The sequence below is a fragment of the Gammaproteobacteria bacterium genome (genome assembly GCA_021647245.1).
GTDB lineage: Bacteria > Pseudomonadota > Gammaproteobacteria > RBG-16-57-12 > RBG-16-57-12 > JAFLJP01.
This window is the reverse complement of the sequence record JAKIVC010000025.1, coordinates 1-19,591: the sequence shown is the minus strand read 5'-3', so window position 1 is coordinate 19,591 and position 19,591 is coordinate 1. Positions and strand designations below refer to the sequence as shown.

General features: G+C 50.2%; 22 protein-coding genes and 1 tRNA gene. 21 read left to right on the top strand and 2 right to left on the bottom strand.

What is annotated here, in order from left to right; genetic code table 11:
- Positions 1 to 8 precede the first annotated feature (8 nt).
- The 16 genes from L3J94_08590 (at position 9) to L3J94_08515 (ending at position 11,306) form a co-directional block, all read left to right on the top strand.
- Entirely contained in the window at positions 9 to 986 is a 978-nt protein-coding gene (locus L3J94_08590) for a calcium/sodium antiporter (protein ID MCF6218796.1), read from the top strand.
- A gap of 6 nt (positions 987 to 992) precedes the next feature.
- Positions 993 to 1,196 carry a heavy-metal-associated domain-containing protein gene (locus L3J94_08585; GenBank protein ID MCF6218795.1) on the top strand — a complete coding sequence of 68 codons (204 nt, stop codon included), beginning with the start codon at positions 993 to 995 and terminating at the stop codon, positions 1,194 to 1,196.
- 5 nt (positions 1,197 to 1,201) lie between these two features.
- Positions 1,202 to 2,182 carry a KpsF/GutQ family sugar-phosphate isomerase gene (locus L3J94_08580; protein MCF6218794.1) on the top strand — a complete coding sequence of 327 codons (981 nt, stop codon included), beginning with the start codon at positions 1,202 to 1,204 and terminating at the stop codon, positions 2,180 to 2,182.
- A 26-nt stretch (positions 2,183 to 2,208) separates the two neighbouring features.
- Positions 2,209 to 2,730 (top strand): 3-deoxy-manno-octulosonate-8-phosphatase KdsC, encoded by a 522-nt coding sequence (gene kdsC, locus L3J94_08575; protein MCF6218793.1) that lies wholly within the window; start codon positions 2,209 to 2,211, stop codon positions 2,728 to 2,730.
- Between the two features lie 37 nt (positions 2,731 to 2,767).
- Positions 2,768 to 3,334 (top strand): LPS export ABC transporter periplasmic protein LptC, encoded by a 567-nt coding sequence (gene lptC, locus L3J94_08570; GenBank protein MCF6218792.1) that lies wholly within the window; start codon positions 2,768 to 2,770, stop codon positions 3,332 to 3,334.
- Positions 3,321 to 3,848 (top strand): lipopolysaccharide transport periplasmic protein LptA, encoded by a 528-nt coding sequence (gene lptA / locus L3J94_08565; protein ID MCF6218791.1) that lies wholly within the window; start codon positions 3,321 to 3,323, stop codon positions 3,846 to 3,848. The genes lptC and lptA overlap by 14 nt, the downstream gene beginning before the upstream one ends.
- Entirely contained in the window at positions 3,841 to 4,566 is a 726-nt protein-coding gene (gene lptB, locus L3J94_08560; protein ID MCF6218790.1) for an LPS export ABC transporter ATP-binding protein, read from the top strand. The genes lptA and lptB overlap by 8 nt, the downstream gene beginning before the upstream one ends.
- Before the next feature lie 45 nt (positions 4,567 to 4,611).
- A complete protein-coding gene (locus L3J94_08555; GenBank protein ID MCF6218789.1) occupies positions 4,612 to 6,081 on the top strand; it encodes an RNA polymerase factor sigma-54 in 1,470 nt (489 codons plus the stop codon).
- A 15-nt stretch (positions 6,082 to 6,096) separates the two neighbouring features.
- Entirely contained in the window at positions 6,097 to 6,438 is a 342-nt protein-coding gene (raiA, locus tag L3J94_08550) for a ribosome-associated translation inhibitor RaiA (protein MCF6218788.1), read from the top strand.
- A 21-nt stretch (positions 6,439 to 6,459) separates the two neighbouring features.
- Entirely contained in the window at positions 6,460 to 6,921 is a 462-nt protein-coding gene (ptsN, locus tag L3J94_08545) for a PTS IIA-like nitrogen regulatory protein PtsN (GenBank protein MCF6218787.1), read from the top strand.
- A gap of 3 nt (positions 6,922 to 6,924) precedes the next feature.
- Positions 6,925 to 7,872, top strand: coding sequence for an HPr(Ser) kinase/phosphatase (gene hprK / locus L3J94_08540; GenBank protein ID MCF6218786.1), 948 nt, complete (start codon positions 6,925 to 6,927; stop codon positions 7,870 to 7,872).
- On the top strand, positions 7,869 to 8,723 hold the full coding sequence (gene rapZ / locus L3J94_08535) for an RNase adapter RapZ (protein MCF6218785.1): 855 nt from the start codon (positions 7,869 to 7,871) through the stop codon (positions 8,721 to 8,723). The genes hprK and rapZ overlap by 4 nt, the downstream gene beginning before the upstream one ends.
- A complete protein-coding gene (locus L3J94_08530) occupies positions 8,720 to 9,118 on the top strand; it encodes a PTS sugar transporter subunit IIA (GenBank protein ID MCF6218784.1) in 399 nt (132 codons plus the stop codon). The genes rapZ and L3J94_08530 overlap by 4 nt, the downstream gene beginning before the upstream one ends.
- Positions 9,115 to 9,384, top strand: coding sequence for an HPr family phosphocarrier protein (locus L3J94_08525; GenBank protein ID MCF6218783.1), 270 nt, complete (start codon positions 9,115 to 9,117; stop codon positions 9,382 to 9,384). Before L3J94_08530 ends, L3J94_08525 begins: the two co-directional genes overlap by 4 nt.
- Positions 9,385 to 9,510: 126 nt before the next feature.
- Positions 9,511 to 10,869 (top strand): magnesium transporter, encoded by a 1,359-nt coding sequence (gene mgtE / locus L3J94_08520; protein MCF6218782.1) that lies wholly within the window; start codon positions 9,511 to 9,513, stop codon positions 10,867 to 10,869.
- The gene (locus L3J94_08515; GenBank protein MCF6218781.1) at positions 10,866 to 11,306 is read left to right on the top strand and encodes an NUDIX hydrolase; all 441 of its coding nucleotides are present in this window, start codon (positions 10,866 to 10,868) and stop codon (positions 11,304 to 11,306) included. Before mgtE ends, L3J94_08515 begins: the two co-directional genes overlap by 4 nt.
- Positions 11,307 to 11,329: 23 nt before the next feature.
- Here the strand turns inward: L3J94_08515 and tsaD are convergent, their stop codons facing one another.
- Entirely contained in the window at positions 11,330 to 12,343 is a 1,014-nt protein-coding gene (tsaD, locus tag L3J94_08510; GenBank protein MCF6218780.1) for a tRNA (adenosine(37)-N6)-threonylcarbamoyltransferase complex transferase subunit TsaD, read from the bottom strand.
- A 121-nt stretch (positions 12,344 to 12,464) separates the two neighbouring features.
- Between tsaD and rpsU the strand changes: the two genes are divergently transcribed.
- From rpsU to L3J94_08485, 5 genes are all read left to right on the top strand, one after another.
- Positions 12,465 to 12,680 (top strand): 30S ribosomal protein S21, encoded by a 216-nt coding sequence (gene rpsU, locus L3J94_08505; GenBank protein ID MCF6218779.1) that lies wholly within the window; start codon positions 12,465 to 12,467, stop codon positions 12,678 to 12,680.
- A gap of 44 nt (positions 12,681 to 12,724) precedes the next feature.
- Positions 12,725 to 13,171, top strand: coding sequence for a GatB/YqeY domain-containing protein (locus L3J94_08500; GenBank protein ID MCF6218778.1), 447 nt, complete (start codon positions 12,725 to 12,727; stop codon positions 13,169 to 13,171).
- Positions 13,172 to 13,219: 48 nt separating this feature from the next.
- Positions 13,220 to 14,956: a DNA primase gene (dnaG, locus tag L3J94_08495; protein MCF6218777.1), complete on the top strand. Its 1,737-nt coding sequence runs from the start codon at positions 13,220 to 13,222 to the stop codon at positions 14,954 to 14,956.
- A 233-nt stretch (positions 14,957 to 15,189) separates the two neighbouring features.
- The gene (rpoD, locus tag L3J94_08490) at positions 15,190 to 17,010 is read left to right on the top strand and encodes an RNA polymerase sigma factor RpoD (GenBank protein MCF6218776.1); all 1,821 of its coding nucleotides are present in this window, start codon (positions 15,190 to 15,192) and stop codon (positions 17,008 to 17,010) included.
- 18 nt (positions 17,011 to 17,028) lie between these two features.
- A tRNA-Ile gene (locus L3J94_08485) sits at positions 17,029 to 17,105 on the top strand.
- Positions 17,106 to 17,604: 499 nt separating this feature from the next.
- Here the strand turns inward: L3J94_08485 and L3J94_08480 are convergent.
- Positions 17,605 to 18,795 carry an IS110 family transposase gene (locus L3J94_08480; GenBank protein MCF6218775.1) on the bottom strand — a complete coding sequence of 397 codons (1,191 nt, stop codon included), beginning with the start codon at positions 18,793 to 18,795 and terminating at the stop codon, positions 17,605 to 17,607.
- Positions 18,796 to 19,591 lie beyond the last annotated feature (796 nt).

The following is a 19,591-nucleotide window of genomic DNA, read 5'->3' as shown; positions in this document are numbered from 1 at the left end:
TCTCGGTTATGTTGTTATTTTCTGCTGCAATTTTATTGGGTTTGGTGGTGCTCGTCTGGAGCGCAGATCGTTTTGTTCTGGGTGCCTCAGCGGTGGCGCGTAACTATGGTGTTTCACCACTGATTATCGGTATGACCATTCTGGGGTTTGGAACTTCTGCACCCGAAATGTTGGTATCTGGTATGGCGGCCTGGGGTGGTAACCCTGAGTTGGGGGTGGGCAATGCGCTGGGATCCAATATTGCCAATATCGCGTTAGTCTTGGGCATTACCGCTATTGTTGCGCCGATGGTTGTTCACTCTAAAGTCTTAAAACGTGAGTTTCCGCTGCTTTTTTTGGTGATTGCGCTGGCAGCCGTGTTGATGATCGACAATCAGCTGAGCCGAGTTGATGGCTTTATTTTGCTCTCCGGTGTGGTTGTGATGTTGTGGTGGATGGTTCGTCTTGCTCGACAAGAGCAGCAGGCAGGGAAGGAGCCTCTAGAGGCGGAGTTTGAGGGCGAAATTCCGACCGATATGTCGACAAAAAAAGCATTTTTCTGGCTGCTGTTAGGCCTTGCTTTGTTGATGGCAAGCTCACAGCTGCTGGTGTGGGGGGCGGTTAATGTCGCTAGCTATTTTGGGGTGAGTGATTTGATCATTGGCCTGACAATTATTGCTATCGGTACCAGCTTGCCAGAGTTGGCAGCCACAGTGTCTGCTGCACTGAAAAAAGAGCATGAGATGGCGATTGGGAATATTATTGGCTCTAATTTGTTCAATATTTTAGCTGTTTTGGCGCTGCCGGGAATCATTATGCCGACGGCGTTGGCGCCGGAGGTGATGAATCGTGATTTTATTATCATGACGATATTAACCGTGGCTCTGTTCTTGATGGCGTATGGATTTAAAGGCAAGGATGGTCAGATTAATCGTATTGAAGGCGCTGTTTTATTGGCCTCCTTTGTCGCTTATATGGTCATGCTCTATTTTGCAGTGGTGGGGTAACAGATTATGGCAGAACTATTAACAGTCGCAAATGTGAAGTGTCAGAGCTGTGTCAACAACATCATCGCGGGGCTGCTGGCACGAGATGAAGTGATGGAGGTTGAGGTTGAGCCAACCACCGGTACGGTTATTATTAGTGGTGATAACCTCGATCGTGCTGATTTGGCACGTTGCCTAGATGCGCTAGGTTATCCTGAGAAGGTGGAGTAACCCCCATGGATAAGCAAAAAGTAACCGCATTGGCGACGGCGGTGCTAAAAACCGAGGCCGACTCAATTACCGCGTTGATTGCGCGAATTGATGAGGGCTTTGTGCGTGCCTGTGAATTTATGCTGGCCTGTGAAGGGCGGGTGGTGGTGACGGGCATGGGCAAGTCGGGCCACATAAGCAATAAGGTGGCGGCGACACTGGCCAGTACCGGAACCCCCGCTTTTTTTATGCACCCCGGTGAGGCGAGTCATGGTGACCTCGGGATGATTACATCAAAAGATGTGGTGCTGGCTTACTCCAACTCGGGCGAGACAGATGAGCTGAGAACCATTCTGCCGCTGATTCGCCGTGCGGGCGTGCCGATGATTGCGCTAACCGGTAATCCAGATTCCACTCTGGCGCGTGAAGCAGATGTTCATATCGATGTCAGTGTAAGCAAGGAGGCTTGTCCGCTTGGGCTGGCGCCCACTGCGAGCACCACCGCAGCACTGGCAATGGGAGATGCTCTGGCGGTTTCACTGCTGGAAGCGCGGGGCTTTACAGCGGAAGATTTTGCACTCTCCCATCCTGGCGGTAGCCTGGGTCGGCGGCTGCTGTTGCATGTGAGTGATATTATGCACGGTGATTCGGCAATCCCGCTGGTTACCGGTGAACAGCCGATGAGTGATGCCTTGGTAGAGATGACGCGCAAAGGGTTAGGCATGGTGGTGGTGGTTGATTCATATGATAAATTGCAGTTACAGGGTGTTTTTACGGACGGTGATCTTCGGCGTATGCTCGATCATGGTGAGATCAACCTGCACCAGATGCAAGTGAAGGAGCACATGACGACACCTTGTCAAACGGTACAATGTAATATGCTGGCGGCTGAGGCGTTGCAGATACTCGATGAGTACAAAATTAATGCATTACCCGTTGTTGATGGTGCAGGGTGTGTGGTGGGTGCGTTCAATATGCACGACTTGCTACGTGCGGGCGTGGTCTGAAAGTCGACAAAAATGCAGGTGGAAATATGCAGGATATTCTGGAACGGGCTGAGCAGATTAAGCTGATTATCTTTGATGTGGACGGTGTCTTGACCGATGGCTCCCTCTTCTTTAGCGACAGTGGAGAGGAGATGAAGGCCTTTAACTCCCGCGATGGCCACGGTATGAAAATGCTGCGTGAAAGCGGTGTCGAGGTGGCTATCATCACCGGACGCACCTCTAATGTGGTGACGCACCGCATGGCAAATCTTGGTATTAAATATGTGTATCAAGGGCAGCACGAAAAGCTGCCTGCTTTTTTGGAGCTGATTGATAGGTTGGGTGTGACGGCCAAGCAAGTGGCTTACGTGGGTGATGATGTGGTTGATCTGCCCATCATGCGGCGTGTTGGCTTGGCAGTTGCGGTACAGGATGCGCATAGCTGGGTTAAAAAGCATGCCCATTGGCAGACACCAAGTTGTGGTGGTCGTGGTGCTGCTCGCGATATTTGTGAGTTGATTATGGAGGCACAAGGCAGCCTAGAGTCGACATTGAATCAATACCTGTGACCTTTTCATGGTTGATAAGCCACGCGGTAGGTTTTCTTTGTTAGTTTATCGCCACTACCTAGTGATTGGTTTTGCTTTGGCGGCTGTAATTGCCATCGCGTGGTTCTCTCAAGAGGTCATGGAGTCGCCGGGTGAGAGCGAGTTGGTAATGGAGAGTCAATCCGACTTCCATATGCGGGGCTTAAACCTTCACGTCTCCAGTGAAGGTGGCGATGCGAAATATCATGTCTTTGCTTCATCACTGACGCATTTTCCGCACAATGATACGATGAGCCTACAAGAACCTAAAATGGTCATTTATCACCAAGGTCAACCTAGTTGGGTCGTCGCGGCCAAAGAGGGTCTGCTAAAGAAAAAAGAGCAGCAGTTAGAGCTACGACATCATGTTTCACTTTATGAAGGCGGGGCTGACGCGGCTCCACTCCGGTTGGAATTGGAGCATATTATCGTCGACCTAGTGAAAAAACAGGCGAGCAGTGAGGCGGATATCGCCCTTAAACAGCATGATGTGGGAGAGCTGTCGGGGCGAGGTTTACTGCTTGATCTGCAAAATAATCGTTTACAGTTGCAATCTAAAGTTCGGGTAAGGTATGAGAATTTTTAATCAATGGGCTGCACTGTTCGCTGTTTTGCTCTCTATGCCGTTGATGGCCGCAGAGGCCGATCGTAATGCCCCGGTATTGATAGAGGCATCCGAAGTGCTGATCGACGAGCCGAAGGGAGTGAGTGTTTATCGCGGTGAGGTGCTTTTTCAGCAAGGCGGTATGAGCTTGCGTGCGGATCAGGTGTCGGTTTTTAGTGATAAGCGCACTCTGCACCGCATTGAATCAGAAGGTACGCCGGTTCGTTTCGAAATAGTGGGCGAGGCGGGTGAGCCCATTCGTGCGCAAGCCAATAAAATGAGCTACCAAATGAGTGACGGGCGCTTGCTCATGGAGGGTGAGGCTCAGCTGTGGCAGGGTGGGAATCACTTTAGTGGTGGTCGGATCGAGTTTGATATTTATAACGATAGAATTTTAGCAAGCCACCAAGGTAGTGAAAAGCAACGGGTGCGGGTTGTTATACAGCCTGAGGCGCTTCGCGAGCGTCCTTCGCCGCAAGGGGGTGTCAGTGAGTGACTTGGTTGTGGATGGAGTGGCGAAACAGTATGGCAGCCGTCAAGTTGTCAAAGATGTCTCCCTCTGTGTCAACCGAGGAGAGGTGGTTGGCCTGCTTGGTCCCAATGGCGCTGGAAAAACAACCTGTTTTTATATGGTTGCGGGGTTGGTTCCGAGTGACAAGGGGAAAATCACCCTGTACGGAAAAGATCTGACCACGCTGCCGCTACATGCCCGTGCAAAACTCGGCATTGGTTACTTGCCGCAAGAGGCATCTGTATTTCGTAAGCTCTCAGTGAGCGATAATATCATGGCGGTATTAGAGCTGAACAGTGAGCTCTCTCCAGATCAGCGGCAGCGCAAACTTGAGGGGTTGTTACAGGAGTTTCACCTGACTCAGATCCAGGATAGTCTGGGGATGAGCTTGTCGGGTGGAGAGCGCCGCCGGGTTGAAATAGCTCGTGCGCTGGCGGCTGACCCAACCTTCATTTTGCTCGATGAGCCTTTTGCGGGTGTCGACCCGATCTCAGTGCTTGATATTCAGCAGATCATTAAACACCTCTGCCAGCGCGGAATTGGTGTCCTGATTACAGATCACAATGTGCGAGAAACATTAGGCATCTGCCAGCGGGCATACATCATGAGTGCCGGTGAAGTGCTGGCGACAGGTACACCACAAGAAGTATTGGAAAACCAGCAAGTAAAAGATGTTTATTTGGGACATGGTTTTAAGATGTAAGTATCAATGCCGCTAAGGGTGCTGAGAGAGAAGATAAAGAGCAGCATGAAACAATCGCTTCAAATAAAACTGGGTCATAGCCTGACAATGACACCGCAGCTGCAGCAGGCAATACGCTTGCTGCAACTCTCCAGCATGGAGTTGGAGGCGGAGATACAAGAGGCGTTAGACTCCAACCCGCTGCTTGAGGTGGATGAGGATTCTGGCCGTGAGAGTGACACCCAGCCAGCAGAAGAGCGGGCAACGGTTGAGGCCGAGGGTGGCGCTGAGGCGCCGGTACAAGAAGAGCGTGAACTGCAAACTAACGACAACATCCCTGATGATCTGCCAGTAGATAGTGGTTGGGATGATGTGTTTGAAGCGCCGGCAGGCCCAATGCTGGGTGGGGCTGATGAGGATCAGCGCGAATTTGAACATGGCAGTGGCAGCCAATCTCTACAAGAGCACCTTGCCTGGCAGATTGAAATGAGTAACCTGTCACCACGCGATCGTGATATTGCCAGCGCCATTATCGACTCTATCGATGATGAAGGCTACCTTACGGTTACACTTGATGAGCTCCTTGAGGGCTTTGATGGTGATGAGGGCGTTGAGCTCGATGAAATAGAAGCCGTGCTGTGTGTGGTGCAGCACTGTGACCCCGCAGGCGTTGCAGCGCGAGACCTGCGTGAATCTATACTGTTACAGCTGGCGCAATATGACGCGGACACCCCGAGACTTCAGGAGGGAAAGCGGCTGATTGGTGACTTTATGTCGCTGTTGGCCGCACGTGATTTTAAACAGATCATGCGTCGAATGCAGTTGAGTGAAGAGGTGTTGATGGAAGTCATCTCACTTGTGCAGTCGGTTAACCCCCGCCCGGGCAACGCCATTGCTGAATCACCATCAGAGTATATCGTCCCTGAGGTATTGGTGACAAAAGTAAAAGGCAAGTGGAAGGTGGAGCTGAATCCTGAGTGCGCGCCAAAAATAAGGGTAAACCCCTATTATTCTGGTATGATTAAACGTGCAGATAACAGCGCAGATAACACCTATTTAAAGAGCAATCTTCAAGAGGCTCGCTGGTTTATTAAGAGCCTGAAAAGTCGCAGTGAGACGTTGCTAAAAGTCTCTAAATGTATCGTAGAGTACCAGCGTGCTTTTTTCGAATATGGCGAAGAGGCGATGAAGGCGCTAGTATTGGCAGATGTGGCTGAAGAAGTTGGCATGCACGAGTCAACAATCTCTCGTGTGACCACAAAAAAATATATGCACACCCCGCGTGGAATTTTTGAATTGAAGTATTTCTTTTCCAGTCACGTGGGGACGGTGGGCGGCGGAGAGTGTTCCTCTACCGCCATTCGCGCCCTGCTCAAGAAACTTATCATTGCGGAAGAGCCTAAAAAGCCCTTAAGTGATAACAAGCTGGCAAATTTATTAGGAGAGCAGGGCATTAATGTCGCTCGCCGAACAGTTGCCAAATACCGTGAGGCGATGTCTATTCCTCCTTCAAATGAACGTAAGCGACTCGGTTAAGACTAGGAGTTAATAATGCAATTAAATATTACTGGCCAGAAAATCGATCTAACAGAAGCAATGCAAGAGTACGTTAAGAACAAGATTGCGCGCCTAGAGCGCTATTTTGACAATGTAACTAATGTTCACGTCATTCTTTCGGTTGAAAAGAAAAACCAGAAAGCGGAGGCAACAGTGCATGTGGCGGGTGGTGATCTGTTCGCTGAGTCGACCAATGAAAATATGTACGCCGCAATCGACTCCCTAGTCGACAAGCTTGATCGCCAGATCAAAAAGCATAAAGAAAAACTGACCGACCACCACCGCAGTGAGGCGATCGCAGTGAAGAGTCAAGCGGTTGAAATAGATAACGCGTGAGGGGCTGAAGATAATAACAGTATGAAACTTTCAGATATTCTTGCCCCGGAAAATGTACTCTGTGGGGTGAGTGTTGCCAGCAAAAAACGCGTGTTGGAGCTTGCTAGCGAAATGCTTTCAGCAGGTGGCGCGACAGTTTCTCAGGGTGTTATTCAGGATAGCCTGATTGCCCGGGAGCGACTGGGTAGTACCGGTTTTGGCAATGGTGTTGCGATACCCCATGGTCGTGTGAAAAATTTAACTAAAGCCATGGCGCTTTTTGTTCAGTTGTCGGAACCGGTCGATTATGATGCGATTGATGGCAAGCCTGTTGATCTGCTGTTTGTCTTGGTAGTGCCCGAAGAGTCGACTGATGAGCATTTGCAGATGCTGGCTCAATTGGCTGAAATGTTTAGTGATCATGCGCTTTGCCGAGTCCTTCGTGAGTGCCAAGATAATGAGCGGCTTCACGCGCTGATCACTGGCTGGTCAAAAGACCACTGACGGGTGGCCTCGTTCTTAACCATCAAGGCTCTGTTTGAAGCGCATCAAGAGACGCTGAACCTTGAGTGGGTGGCGGGTTATTCTGGTGTCAGTCGGTCGATTGATCTTGAAAAATGCCAAGAGAACAACGATGTTCTGTTTGGTTACATGAATGTTATTCAACCCAGTCATATTCAGGTTCTTGGTGATCACGAGCTGAGCTACTTGGATCGATTGAAAAAAAGTGCGCGTGCTGGCCAAATAAAAGCACTTTTTGCATTGTCACCGATGTGTATTGTCATCGCTGACCAGGCAAAAGTACCGGTTGATTTTCAACAGGCAGCCGATGATAACGACCTTCCTCTCTTAACCAGCTCAGCCTCTTGCCGAAAACTGATAAATTACCTGCAAGAATATTATGCGATTGCGGTTGCTGACAAGCAAGTGTTACACGGTGTTTTTATGGAGGTTAAAGGTGTTGGTGTTTTGCTGACCGGCAAAAGCAGTGTCGGCAAGAGTGAGCTGGCGCTGGAGCTGCTTAGTCGTGGGCATCGCATTATCGCGGATGATGCGCCGGAGTTTTTTCGCATCTCAGCCGATACCATTCGCGGGCGCTGTCCGTCACTTTTACAGGATTTTCTTGAGGTGCGGGGGTTGGGTATTCTGAATGTGCGCGCACTTTTTGGTGATAGCGCGATCAAGCAGGATAAAAACCTTCGCCTGATTATTCAGCTGAAACAGATGAGTGATACCGAGATGCAGAAAATTGACCGCCTGGCAGGTGACCGCACCAGTTGTGTTGTGCTGGAAGTCGAAATTTCCAAAATTACAATTCCTGTGGCATCGGGTCGCAACCTTGCGGTTTTGGTTGAGAGTGCGGCAAGCCAGCATATCCTGCGTAGCAAGGGTTATTATGCGGATCAGGAGTTTATACGGCGACACTCCGAACAGCTTGCCAGAGGTGGTCTATGAAACTTATTGTGGTCAGTGGCTATTCAGGTTCGGGTAAAAGTACCGCGCTGCATGTACTTGAAGATGCGGGCTACTACTGTATTGATAATCTGCCCTTAATGTTGCTGAAAGACTTTGTCTCACAAAGCCTGGGTCGCAGCCACCCCGTTGAGAACCTGGCTGTGGGGATCGATGTGCGAAACCTGAGTAGTGATCTTCAGCATTTCCCCGAGGTAGTGAGTGATGTGCGCAAACTGGGTGCCGAGTGTGAAGTGCTTTTTCTTGATGCTACCGAGCCCGTGCTACAGAAACGCTTTAGTGAAACACGCCGCAAACACCCCTTGAGTAAAGATAATGTTTCACTGGCTGAAGCGGTGAAGCAAGAGCGGCTCATGCTGGGTGCGGTGCGTGAATGTGCGGATATTTGCATTGAAACCAGCAACATCAATGTTCGCGAATTGCGTGCAATGATCGCCGGTCGAGTGGTTCAACGTGCAAAGGGAACGCTCTCACTGCTGCTAATGTCCTTTGGCTTTAAACACGGAGCCCCAGCCGATGTTGATTTTATATTTGATGTGCGCTGTCTGCCCAACCCCCATTGGGAGTCGCACTTGCGGCATGCGACAGGTCTGGAAAAACCAGTAATGGATTACCTGGAAGCGCAGCCCGAAGTGGCACAAATGGAGGCGGATATTGCTGATTTCCTACTGCGTTGGCTACCTCGTTTTGAGGCGGAAAATCGTAGCTATGTGACGGTTGCTATCGGCTGCACCGGGGGGCAGCACCGCTCTGTTTACTGTGTTGAGAGGCTACAGCAGCAGCTCAAGCAGCGTTACCCGCAAATGATCTCTCGGCATCGGGAGCTGGCATGAGCATTGGTTTGTTGATTATTACCCATGATGCGGTGGGTCGCGTGATTTTAGAGACGGCGACCAAAATTGTCGGTATCTGTCCGCTTGCAACCGAGCTGCTCCCAGTGCCGATGGATTGTGATTGCGAGCAGCGCTACGGGCGCGCATGCGATTTAATTCGCAAGCTGGATAGCGGGTCGGGTGTGGTTGTTTTGACCGATATGTACGGCGGAACTCCCTCCAATATTGCCAACCGCCTAGCGAAAGTAGCCAATGTGCGGGTTGTTTCAGGGGTCAACCTGCCGATGGTGGTGCGGGTTCTCAATTATGCTAGCCTGGAGATCGATGCCGTCGCACAGAAGGCACAAGAGGGTGGCCGTGAAGGCATCTTTATCTGTGGTGATGAGTGTCAATGAAAAGCCAGCGAGTGACGATAGTAAACAAGCTGGGCTTGCATGCGCGGGCAGCCGCTAAATTAGTCTCGCTCGCCTCTGGATTCTCGAGCGAAATTGAAGTGGAGCATGGCGAACGTCGTGTTAACGGCAAAAGTATCATGGGCGTTATGATGCTTGCGGCGAGTAGAGGAAAAGAGATTATTATCCATGCCGAGGGTGATGATGAAAATAAGGCGCTGCAACAACTCTGCTCACTCGTTGCCAATCGCTTTGGTGAGGCAGAGTAGTGGGCTGCCTCACCTGAACTTACACCGAGTAAGTTTTTCATTTAGCCCGAATATTTCATAAGTTTGCGCAAAGATTACACATAATCTATGAAATATCCGGGTTAGCGACTGTTTTATGAGCCTGCCATGCCTGAAGTTAAAGAACATGAACAGAACATTGAGCGCGTAGAGGCGCTGATAGAGCTGCTGCATGCGGGATCTGTCAGTGACATTCGCCTGATGCTGAGTCAGTTGCACCCCTCAGAAAATGCACTGCTACTGGAGTCACTGCCTGCATCAGAGCGTGAATCAGTCTGGCAGTTGATGCCTCTTGAGCGCAAGGGTGAAGTGCTGGTTTACCTCAACTCCGAAGTGCGCTCTCCGCTGATTAAACCCATGGCGCCGCAGGAGCTGGCTGAAGCCACAAAAGGGCTGGATCTGGATGATCTGGTGGATTTCCTACAAGAGCTTCCTGACGCCGTTATTCGTCAGGTACTGTATAGTTTTGACGCTCACCGCCGTGAACAAATTAAAACGGTACTCGCCTATCCCGAGGATAGTGCGGGTGGCTTGATGAACATTGATACGGTCTCGGTGCGTGCCGATATAACGCTGGGTGTGGTGGTGCGCTATTTGCGTTGGCAGAAGCGAATTCCTGATAATACCGATAGTCTGATGGTGATTGACCGGACAGGACGCTATCTTGGGGTGCTGCCGCTGATCGAGCTGTTGGTGAAAAACCCCGAGCTGCATGTACTCGATGTCTATAACTCCAAAATTGAAGGCATCCCTGCGAGTATGCCTGCCAATGAGGTGGCCAAACTATTCGAACACCGTGACTTTGTCTCAGCGCCCGTTATTGATGAGTATGGCCGGCTGCTGGGACGTATTACAGTTGATGACGTGGTTGATGTTATCCGTGAAGGAGTGGATCACTCCTTCATGAGTATGGCGGGTTTAAGTGAGACAAGTGATGTTTTTGCACCCGCACTCACCAGCTCGCGCCGTCGGGCTATCTGGCTGGGTGTTAACCTGCTCACTGCTTTTCTCGCGGCTTGGGTGATTGGCCTATTTGATGCCACCATCGAAAAACTGGTGGTGCTGGCGGTTTTGATGCCGGTGGTAGCATCGATGGGGGGGATTGCCGGTAGTCAGACGCTCACACTGGTGATTCGCGGCATGGCGCTCGGGCAGGTGGGCGATAGTAATGCGCGTCGACTGCTCGCTAAGGAGCTGGCGGTTGGTGCGGTCAACGGCATTGTCTGGTCGCTGGTGGTAGCCGTTATCGTAATCGCCTGGTTTGATGATGTGATGTTGGGTGGCGTGATTGGCACGGCAATTCTCGTTAACCTGATGTGTGCCGCCTTTGCTGGGGTTGTTATTCCACTGGTTCTGCGGCGCATGGATATCGACCCCGCCTTGGCGGGTGGTGTGATTTTAACCACGGTGACCGATGTCATTGGTTTCCTGACTTTTCTTGGCCTAGCGGCCCTGCTATTGGTATGAATATGCGCCCGACTACCCCACTTATTACCGTCGATCTGGTGATTGAGCTGACAGATCGAGCCGACTCTCCCATTGTGCTGATAGAGAGAAAATACCCACCTTATGGCTGGGCCTTGCCCGGTGGTTTTGTGGATGTTGGAGAGGCACTGGAGCAGGCGGCTATTCGTGAGGCAAAGGAGGAGACTTCGCTGGATGTGACGCTTAAAAGACTACTCGGTTGCTACTCCCACCCCAGCCGTGATGAGCGGGGTCATACCGTTAGTGCTGTCTACATTGCAACCGCAGTAGGTGAGCCGTGTGCCGAAGATGACGCGGCCGGGGTTGAGATTTTTTCTGTGGATGCACTGCCCAAGCGGATGGCGTTCGACCATGCCTTGATTATGGCGGACTATAAAAAGTGCCGGCTGAGTGAGTGTGTGACTCCATTGCGGGTTTAGCCAGTTAAAATATTCATGACTTTTTAAAGGTGGCTCAGCTCATCCAGTGGCCAGCGTGGTCGGGCGCCAAATGCAGTCCCCTGCTGCTCGCCTGCTTGCAGGCGTAGCAGGCCAGCATAGGCGATCATGGCGCCATTGTCAGTGCAAAACTCTTGGCGTGGATAGAAGACCTCAACACCCAGTTTTGCGCCCATATCTTCAAGCCGTTGTCGCAAGCGCAGGTTGGCGCTAACACCCCCGGCGATCACCAGCCGCTTGAGTTGGGTCAGCTCGATGGCGCGACGACATTTAATCACCATTGTTTCTGCAACCGCAACTTCAAAAGCGAGTGCGATATCTGCTTTTGTCTGTGCATCATCGCCATCCTTATGCAGTGTGTTTAACGCAAAGGTTTTTAGCCCGCTGAAACTGAAGTCGATTCCTGGCCGATTGGTCATTGGGCGAGGAAACTTATAGCGATCAGGGTTTCCTTGCATGGCCAGCTCCGCAATCTTTGGGCCGCCTGGGTATCCCAGCTTCAGTAGTTTTGCTGTTTTATCAAAGGCCTCACCGGCTGCATCATCCAGTGTGCAACCAAGCATTCGGTAGTCACCGACACCTTGCACCTCCATGAGCTGCGTATGCCCACCCGACACCAGCAATGCGATAAAGGGGAATGCAGGCTTTGGTTCATCCAGCATGGGGGCCAATAAATGTCCCTCAAGATGATGAATGGCAACTGCCGGAATGTTCCAGGCGTAAGCGAGGCTGCGCCCAATGGATGCGCCCACCAGCAGTGCGCCCATCAACCCTGGGCCTGCGGTATACGCAATACCGTCCAGCTGTTCCGCCATGGTATCCGCTTCAGCCATCACTTGGCGTATCAGCGGGATTGTTTTGCGGATGTGGTCGCGGGACGCAAGCTCAGGTACCACGCCGCCATAGACAGCGTGTAGCTCAATCTGGCTGTGTATTTTATGGGCGATCAGCCCCTTGTCAGCATCGTAAATTGCAATGCCGGTTTCGTCGCAGGATGATTCTATGCCAAGTATTCTCATGGGGGGTATTGTCCCGTTGAAAACAAATATGCGCAAGAACTTTGATTTTTTGTTGATAACTGTCTAGAATCGCGCCTCTGAATGAAATGATGACTACTTATATAAAGAGGGTTGAGTCCACATGCCAGTTGTTCGCGTAAAAGAGAACGAACCATTTGACGTTGCATTGCGTCGTTTCAAGCGTACCTGTGAGAAAGCGGGAGTCCTTGGTGAGTTGCGTAGCCGCGAGTTCTACGAAAAACCAACCGCAGTCCGCAAGCGCAAAGCAGCGGCCGCTGTTAAGCGTCATATGAAAAAAATGTCAAAAGAGCAGTCACGTCGCGTACGTCTGTACTAGGCTAAATCTCAATTTGCCAACTGCGGAGTCGCTCGATGGTTGATATTACCTTAAAACAGCAGCTGATAGCCTCTATGAAGGATGCTATGCGAGCGAGGCAAACCGTTCGCTTGGGTGTGATACGGCTTGTTAATGCTGCGATTAAGCAAAAAGAGGTTGATGAGCGTATTGAGCTGAATGATGAGCAGGTTCTTGAGGTGCTAACCAAAATGGTTAAGCAGCGCAAAGAGTCCATCAGCCAGTTTGAGAGCGCTAATCGCCAAGATCTTGCAGATATTGAGCATGCTGAAGTGGCGGTTATTAAGGAGTTCCTTCCTGAGGCCATGAGTGAGGCGCAAGTGAGTGCTGAGATTGATGAGGTGATGGCTGAAACAGGTGCATCGAGCTTAAAGGATATGGGCAAAGTGATGGCGGCCTTAAAGCCGAAACTTCAGGGTCGCGCAGATATGGGGCAGGTAAGTGCCCATGTTAAAAAACGCCTGCTCGCCTGATATCAGGGTTAATATTCTGTTGTACTTTGAAAAAACCTAGCGGATACCATGGCAGGGAAAATTCCTCAGCCGTTTATTGATGAGCTACTGTCACGGATTGATATCGTTGATATTATCAATCCACGGGTCTCTTTGCGTAAGGCGGGCAAAGAGTTTACCGCTTGCTGCCCATTCCATGATGAAAAAACCCCTTCGTTTACGGTAAGCCAGCAAAAGCAGTTTTATCACTGTTTTGGATGTGGCGTACACGGCAATGCATTGAGCTTTTTGATGGAGTTTGAGCACGCGGGCTTTGTTGATGCGGTAGAAGATCTTGCGGGGCTAGCGGGTTTAGAGGTTCCCCGAGAGCAGCCAACCCCAGGTGAAGAGAGTCGCTTGGCATCGAATAAAGGGCTTTACGCGTTGCTGGAGCGAGCGGTTAAATTCTATCGCAGTCAGCTTGTACAGCACCCGCAGTCACACTCAGCGGTGGATTACCTCAAACAGCGTGGTTTGAGCGGCGAGATCGCCCGCGAATATGAGCTGGGTTACGCGCCCCCCGGTTGGGATAACCTGCTCTCGGCACTCAACATGCCGTCAAGTGAGCTGATTGACAGCGGCCTATTAATCGAAAAAGAGCACGGTGGCAGTTACGATCGCTTTCGTGATCGAGTGATGTTTCCTATTCGAGATGCGCGGGGTCGCGTGGTTGGTTTTGGTGGGCGAGTGCTGGGTGATGAGACACCTAAATATTTGAACTCACCCGAAACCTCGGTGTTCCATAAGGGCCACGAGCTGTATGGGCTTTTTCAGGCGCGAAAGAGTGTTCGTAAGCTCGAGCGCCTGATTGTCGTTGAGGGCTACATGGACGTGGTCGCGCTGGCACAGTTTGGTATTCGAAATTGCGTGGCTACCTTGGGTACCTCAACCACTCAGGAGCACCTGGAACGAATGTTCCGTATCGTCGATGAAGTTGTTTTTTGCTTCGACGGTGACCGTGCAGGTAGAGAGGCGGCTGAGCGCGCACTCAATAATGCACTTGGGGTGATGCGTGAAGGGTGGCAACTGCGCTTCATGTTTGTACCCGATGGTGATGACCCTGACTCTCTGGTGCGCCGTGAAGGGTCGACTGCATTTGAGCAGCGAGTTGAGAAGGCCCAGGAGTTTTCCGGGTTTTTCTATGAAGTCCTCTCCAGGCAGGTCGATATAAGCAGCGTGAGTGGCCGGGCACGATTGGTAGATCTTGCCCGGCCGCTGCTTGAGCAGTTACGCTCTGGCGTGTTGCGGCAGATGATGCAAGACGAATTGGCCAGAGTGGCGCAAATAGACTCCATTCGCCTTGATTCACTACTGGGCAAGATGAAAAAGCCACCCCCGGTAGCTGAGAGCACGGTAAAAGGTTGGCAGAGCTTGTCACTGGTACGGCGGGCGCTGCTGTTGTTGCTTAATGTCCCTTCATTGGCCAAAAAAGCGGGTGATAGTGAGCGATTCCGATCATTGCCGTTGCCAGGCATGCCGCTTTTATGTGAAGTGTTGCTGGTTTTGAGTAAAAATCCGCGGATGTCACCCGGCGCGTTGGTGGAGCACTGGCGTGATCACGACAACTGGCGGCACTTGGTTCGTTTGATGAATACGCCGGTGGTGATTCCTCAGGAAGGTATTGAAGAGGAGTTTGACGGCGTGTTAATGCGCCTCGATGCCATGCTGAGTGAGCAGCGTGTGGATGAACTCCGCAATAAACAGCAGATGAGTGACCAGGAGAAAAAAGAGTTTCTTGGTTTGCTCGCAGGATTACAAAACAGATAAATTTGAGTGCCACTTGTGAGTGAACCAAGTGATGTGTCTGGCGACTAAAAGCAGATAGCCTGGGTATTTTATACGTTATCCACGATCGATCACAGGGAGTGATCGGGCGGTAATGTTGTTTATTACACGTTTTATCCTAGGGATTAAGGGGCATTAAGATTCATGTGGCTTGCATTCTGTGTTAGAATCGCGGGCTAATTTTTTACAGTTTTGAGGCTCGGGAAATCGTCAATATGAACGAAGCGGACCAGCAATCACAGATTCGATTGCTCATTGCCAAAGGCAAAGAGCAGGGTTACCTCACCTATCGTGAAGTAAATGATCACCTGCCTGATGATATTGACCCTGAACAGGTCGAAGACATTATCAATATGATTAATGATATGGGTATCGAGGTGCATGAAGTTGCCCCCGATGCCGATTCAATCATTATTACCGGTGACAACCCGGACGACGAAGATGCTACCGAAGAGGCAGCGGCCGCACTCGCGGCCACGGTTGACCCAGAGCTGGGTCGCACCACCGATCCGGTGCGCATGTATATGCGCGAAATGGGTGCCGTCGAGCTGTTGACCCGTGAAGGTGAAATTGTCATCGCCAAGCGTATCGAAGAGGGTGTTGCTCAAGTTACCCGAGCACTGGCCACTTTCCCCGGTGCGGTTGCACTACTGATGGCTGCGTATCAGCGGGTTGAAAATGAAGAAATTCGTCTGACTGACCTCATCAATGCCATCATTGACCCCAATGCTATTGAAGAGGATGTTATTGCTTCGCCAGTGCCTGCCGCTTCTTCAGACGATGATGATGATGAAGAGGAGATCGATACCGGACCTGATCCTGAAGAGGTTGCCGCGCACATGGCCTCCATTCGTGTGCTGTATGAGCGCTTTATGGTGCTCTCGATCGATCAAGGTAAGAGCCGCGGCCATGCAGAGTACGAGTCGGTCCGCAAGGAGATGGGCGAGCGTTTTTGTGAGTTGAAAATTGTTGTAAAAGTGCTCGATGTCATCATTAAAAACATGCGTGATGTGGTCGAGGTCATTCGAGGCCACGAACGCTTGATTATGAAAATCTGTGTCAATCAAGCACATATGCCACGCAAAGAGTTCATTACATCATTTCCTGAAAATGAGACCAGTGCCGAGTGGCTAGAAGCGCAGCTAAGTGGTTATGCTTACTCCGATGTTTTGATTGAACATAAGAGTGACATCATCCGCGCACAGAAAAAGCTGCAAGCGATTGAGTTGGCCAGTGGCTTGAGCATTGCTGAAATTAAAGAGATCAACCGTAAAATGTCGATTGGCGAGGCGAAGGCACGTCGCGCCAAGAAAGAGATGGTCGAGGCCAACTTGCGATTGGTTATCTCGATTGCTAAAAAATACACTAACCGCGGTTTGCAGTTTCTTGACCTTATTCAGGAGGGCAACATTGGCCTGATGAAGGCGGTTGATAAGTTTGAGTACCGTCGTGGTTATAAGTTCTCAACCTATGCAACCTGGTGGATTCGTCAGGCAATCACCCGCTCAATTGCTGACCAGGCGCGCACGATTCGTATTCCTGTGCATATGATTGAGACGATCAATAAGCTCAACCGTGTGATGCGTCAAATGTTGCAAGAGATGGGTCGTGAAGCAACGCCAGAAGAGCTGTCAGAACGCATGGAGATGCCGGAAGACAAGGTTCGCAAGGTGTTGAAAATTGCCAAAGAGCCGATCTCCATGGAGACACCGATTGGTGATGATGAAGATTCGCGCTTAGGCGACTTTATCGAAGACCAGAACATGGTATCGCCCTCGCACTCCGCTACTTTTGAAGGCTTGCGCGAAACTACTCAATCGGTACTGGAGAGCCTGACCGCCCGTGAAGCGAAAGTGCTACGGATGCGTTTTGGTATCGACATGAATACAGACCACACACTTGAAGAGGTGGGTAAACAGTTTGATGTTACCCGAGAGCGTATCCGTCAAATTGAGGCAAAGGCGCTGCGTAAACTGCGCCACCCCAGCCGCTCAGAAACACTGCGTAGCTTTATGGAAGGTGAGAAACAGCCTTAGAGTGCTCTTATAAAATTTGCCCCTGTAGCTCAGTTGGTTAGAGCAGCGGACTCATAATCCGTTGGTCGAAAGTTCGAGTCTTTCCGGGGGCACCATACATAGAAGAGGTTTTCTCTTCACTCATCAGGCACGTACCAGAAATGGACGTGCCTTTTTTATGTGGCGAACTAACCCAGATGATCACTACTCCCTAATCCCCCGATAGCAACGCGAGATGATGTGTAAGCGTTTGGTTTTACAGTGAAACTAAAAATATTAGTCGCACCCGCAGGGTCGGCGGCTATTTCTTTGCTGTGGAATCAAGTGCTTGTGCAGCATACGTGTTTCTACCGGGGGATTAGGGCCATACACTGTTTTTTTAATTCGCAGCATCGACAGTCGCTGATGCGGCCCTTAAAGAAGATTTTGTCGTTACCCTGTTGGTTCTTTCTTTTCATTTTTTAACCACATGACTTTGCCAGAGGGGCATTCACAGCGCTTCTCTTCGCTGTTAAAGAAGCAGAAGGGGTCTAAACAATAAACTATTAATACATTATATACAGACTTGAACATCCCGCTCTAAATTTCCAGCAAACTCACCCGTTTTTTTAAACCTCAAAGATAATAATCTCTATTTTCTTTGAGCATTTTAAAAATAACGCGTACCAGATGCCGTCCCAATGAGCGAAGTGCCTGATTGTGTTTCTTGCCTTCATCCCGTTTCTTTTGGTAGTAATCGCCGGATTGCTCCACCCACTTACGATGTTTGTCTACAGCATTCATCATCGCTCTCTTTGCACGTTGATTTACTTGCTTGGAACGCTTACTACCCTGATAGGTGCCCGATGAATTATCCAATACGGCCATCCCTAAATATAAGGCTAAACTGGTTTCTTTCTCAAAGCGTTCAACACACCCAATTTCTCCGGCAAGTTCCGCACAAGAAGTATCACCAAAGCCTTTGATGGACAGTAAATGTTGGGCAATAGCTGATTGTTCCATTAGCACGACCAGCTGTTTATCGATCGTCTTGATCATGGTGCGTAGTTCGATGATGCGTAACACATCTTGACGAACCAGGGGCCAAACAAATGCGATGTCATTACTGAAAAGGGCTGTCTCCTGCCAGGCCAAAATAACATTGGCATAGCGTTTCCCGACCTGTTTGACCTTGAGTAAACTCGCTTTCTTTCGCCGCGCCAACTGACGTAAATCCGTCGCTGAGGCCAGGAAATTCAAAAACCAGACATTACCAACATCTTTTGCGATATCAATTAAACCTGGACTCAGTGAGCGTAAATCGGCCTGTAATGCATTGATATAGCGCGTTCGCTCGTCAACCAGACGACGGCGTCTTCGGCTCAAACGCTTCAGCTGTTGTTCGACTTCGGCGACAGGGGTGACTTCCTGAAGCACGTTCCGGGCTAGCGGTAAGCTCTGTTGTAGTTGAAACAGTTCAAGGCCTTTGCGGGCATCTATCCGATCGGTTTTCGCTGCTCCGGGAAAGATCTCTTTGAATCGGGACAACTTGACATTGTTAATGTTAAACAGACGATAGTCGTGTGATTGGACCATCTGGTCCAGGGGGCGGGCATGACCATTATAACCTTCCATGGCCACGCAAACGTGGTTGTCGCTGTACTTCTTGTACCGTTCTATCTCTGTAAAGAAATCCAGAAAGCCTGCTTTGTTATGCGGAAACTCAAACGAACCCAGGTATTCTCCATTTGATAGGCCCACCGCAGCGTGGTGGTGGTAACAACCCGTATCGACACTGACCTGCAATGTATGTGTGCGCCGTGACATGGCGGTCTCCTCTTAATAGATTAAAAGGACATCTATCTTGTCACGTCTACGTACAGAGTCACGGTCTTACGACTGACATCATCCCGGTAGAGCCCAGATAGATGATGTAGAATGACAAGGGCGGCATTTCAAAGTCGAGTTAATCTTGCGATGACCGATCCCTTGAGCCACACCCTTGCCAAGGTTTAAGTCTAGCTCTTGTTATGCCTGCTTACCATCTACTAATTTCAATGGTAGACCCCTCTACCAAGCTGTAGAAAAACCCCCAAACCATCCCAAGTAGCGTAAAATGGCATCAAAGCATAAGGATTGCGCCAATGCCAAATTTCATCCCCAATAACTACCGGCAAGAGATCATGATCGCCCTCAATTTTGAAGACCAGTTACAGCCCGACACCTTCGAAAAGGCCAGATAAAGCCCTTAACCGCCTAAAATGCCGCTATTTGCAGGTAAATATCGGGCTGGAAGATGATTATCATTGAAAGTGATGTGGAATTGAATGATGGTTGGGGTAATCAAAAAAAGAGACTAAGTAGGTAGGGACTCTGAATGGGGCTTTCTACGGTTATGCGCTCAATGATACGAATTCAGGAGCCAACATTGTATTTGCCCCCTACTCTTAAAACAATAAACCACTAAATACATTATGTACAGACTTGACCCCTTTATTGGTCGAGTAGATGGGTTCCTCTAGCTTTATCAGGATCATGATGGCCATCACACGGCCGATTTCCTGCTTCTACCATTGTTACCACACCCCTCTCAGAACCGTGCTTGCGCTATTTACGCACACGG

What these genes read in the sequence shown, in the direction of transcription:
- L3J94_08590 (MCF6218796.1), top strand. Translation starts at nt 9, where the DNA reads ATGTTGTTATTTTCTGCTGCAATTTTATTGGGTTTGGTGGTGCTCGTC.
- dnaG (MCF6218777.1), top strand. Translation starts at nt 13,220, where the DNA reads ATGGCAGGGAAAATTCCTCAGCCGTTTATTGATGAGCTACTGTCACGG.
- L3J94_08580 (MCF6218794.1), top strand. Translation starts at nt 1,202, where the DNA reads ATGGATAAGCAAAAAGTAACCGCATTGGCGACGGCGGTGCTAAAAACC.
- L3J94_08515 (MCF6218781.1), top strand. Translation starts at nt 10,866, where the DNA reads ATGAATATGCGCCCGACTACCCCACTTATTACCGTCGATCTGGTGATT.
- lptA (MCF6218791.1), top strand. Translation starts at nt 3,321, where the DNA reads ATGAGAATTTTTAATCAATGGGCTGCACTGTTCGCTGTTTTGCTCTCT.
- L3J94_08555 (MCF6218789.1), top strand. Translation starts at nt 4,612, where the DNA reads ATGAAACAATCGCTTCAAATAAAACTGGGTCATAGCCTGACAATGACA.
- kdsC (MCF6218793.1), top strand. Translation starts at nt 2,209, where the DNA reads ATGCAGGATATTCTGGAACGGGCTGAGCAGATTAAGCTGATTATCTTT.
- L3J94_08480 (MCF6218775.1), bottom strand. Translation starts at nt 18,795, where the DNA reads ATGTCACGGCGCACACATACATTGCAGGTCAGTGTCGATACGGGTTGT.
- tsaD (MCF6218780.1), bottom strand. Translation starts at nt 12,343, where the DNA reads ATGAGAATACTTGGCATAGAATCATCCTGCGACGAAACCGGCATTGCA.
- rpsU (MCF6218779.1), top strand. Translation starts at nt 12,465, where the DNA reads ATGCCAGTTGTTCGCGTAAAAGAGAACGAACCATTTGACGTTGCATTG.
- L3J94_08585 (MCF6218795.1), top strand. Translation starts at nt 993, where the DNA reads ATGGCAGAACTATTAACAGTCGCAAATGTGAAGTGTCAGAGCTGTGTC.
- L3J94_08525 (MCF6218783.1), top strand. Translation starts at nt 9,115, where the DNA reads ATGAAAAGCCAGCGAGTGACGATAGTAAACAAGCTGGGCTTGCATGCG.
- ptsN (MCF6218787.1), top strand. Translation starts at nt 6,460, where the DNA reads ATGAAACTTTCAGATATTCTTGCCCCGGAAAATGTACTCTGTGGGGTG.
- mgtE (MCF6218782.1), top strand. Translation starts at nt 9,511, where the DNA reads ATGCCTGAAGTTAAAGAACATGAACAGAACATTGAGCGCGTAGAGGCG.
- raiA (MCF6218788.1), top strand. Translation starts at nt 6,097, where the DNA reads ATGCAATTAAATATTACTGGCCAGAAAATCGATCTAACAGAAGCAATG.
- L3J94_08530 (MCF6218784.1), top strand. Translation starts at nt 8,720, where the DNA reads ATGAGCATTGGTTTGTTGATTATTACCCATGATGCGGTGGGTCGCGTG.
- rapZ (MCF6218785.1), top strand. Translation starts at nt 7,869, where the DNA reads ATGAAACTTATTGTGGTCAGTGGCTATTCAGGTTCGGGTAAAAGTACC.
- rpoD (MCF6218776.1), top strand. Translation starts at nt 15,190, where the DNA reads ATGAACGAAGCGGACCAGCAATCACAGATTCGATTGCTCATTGCCAAA.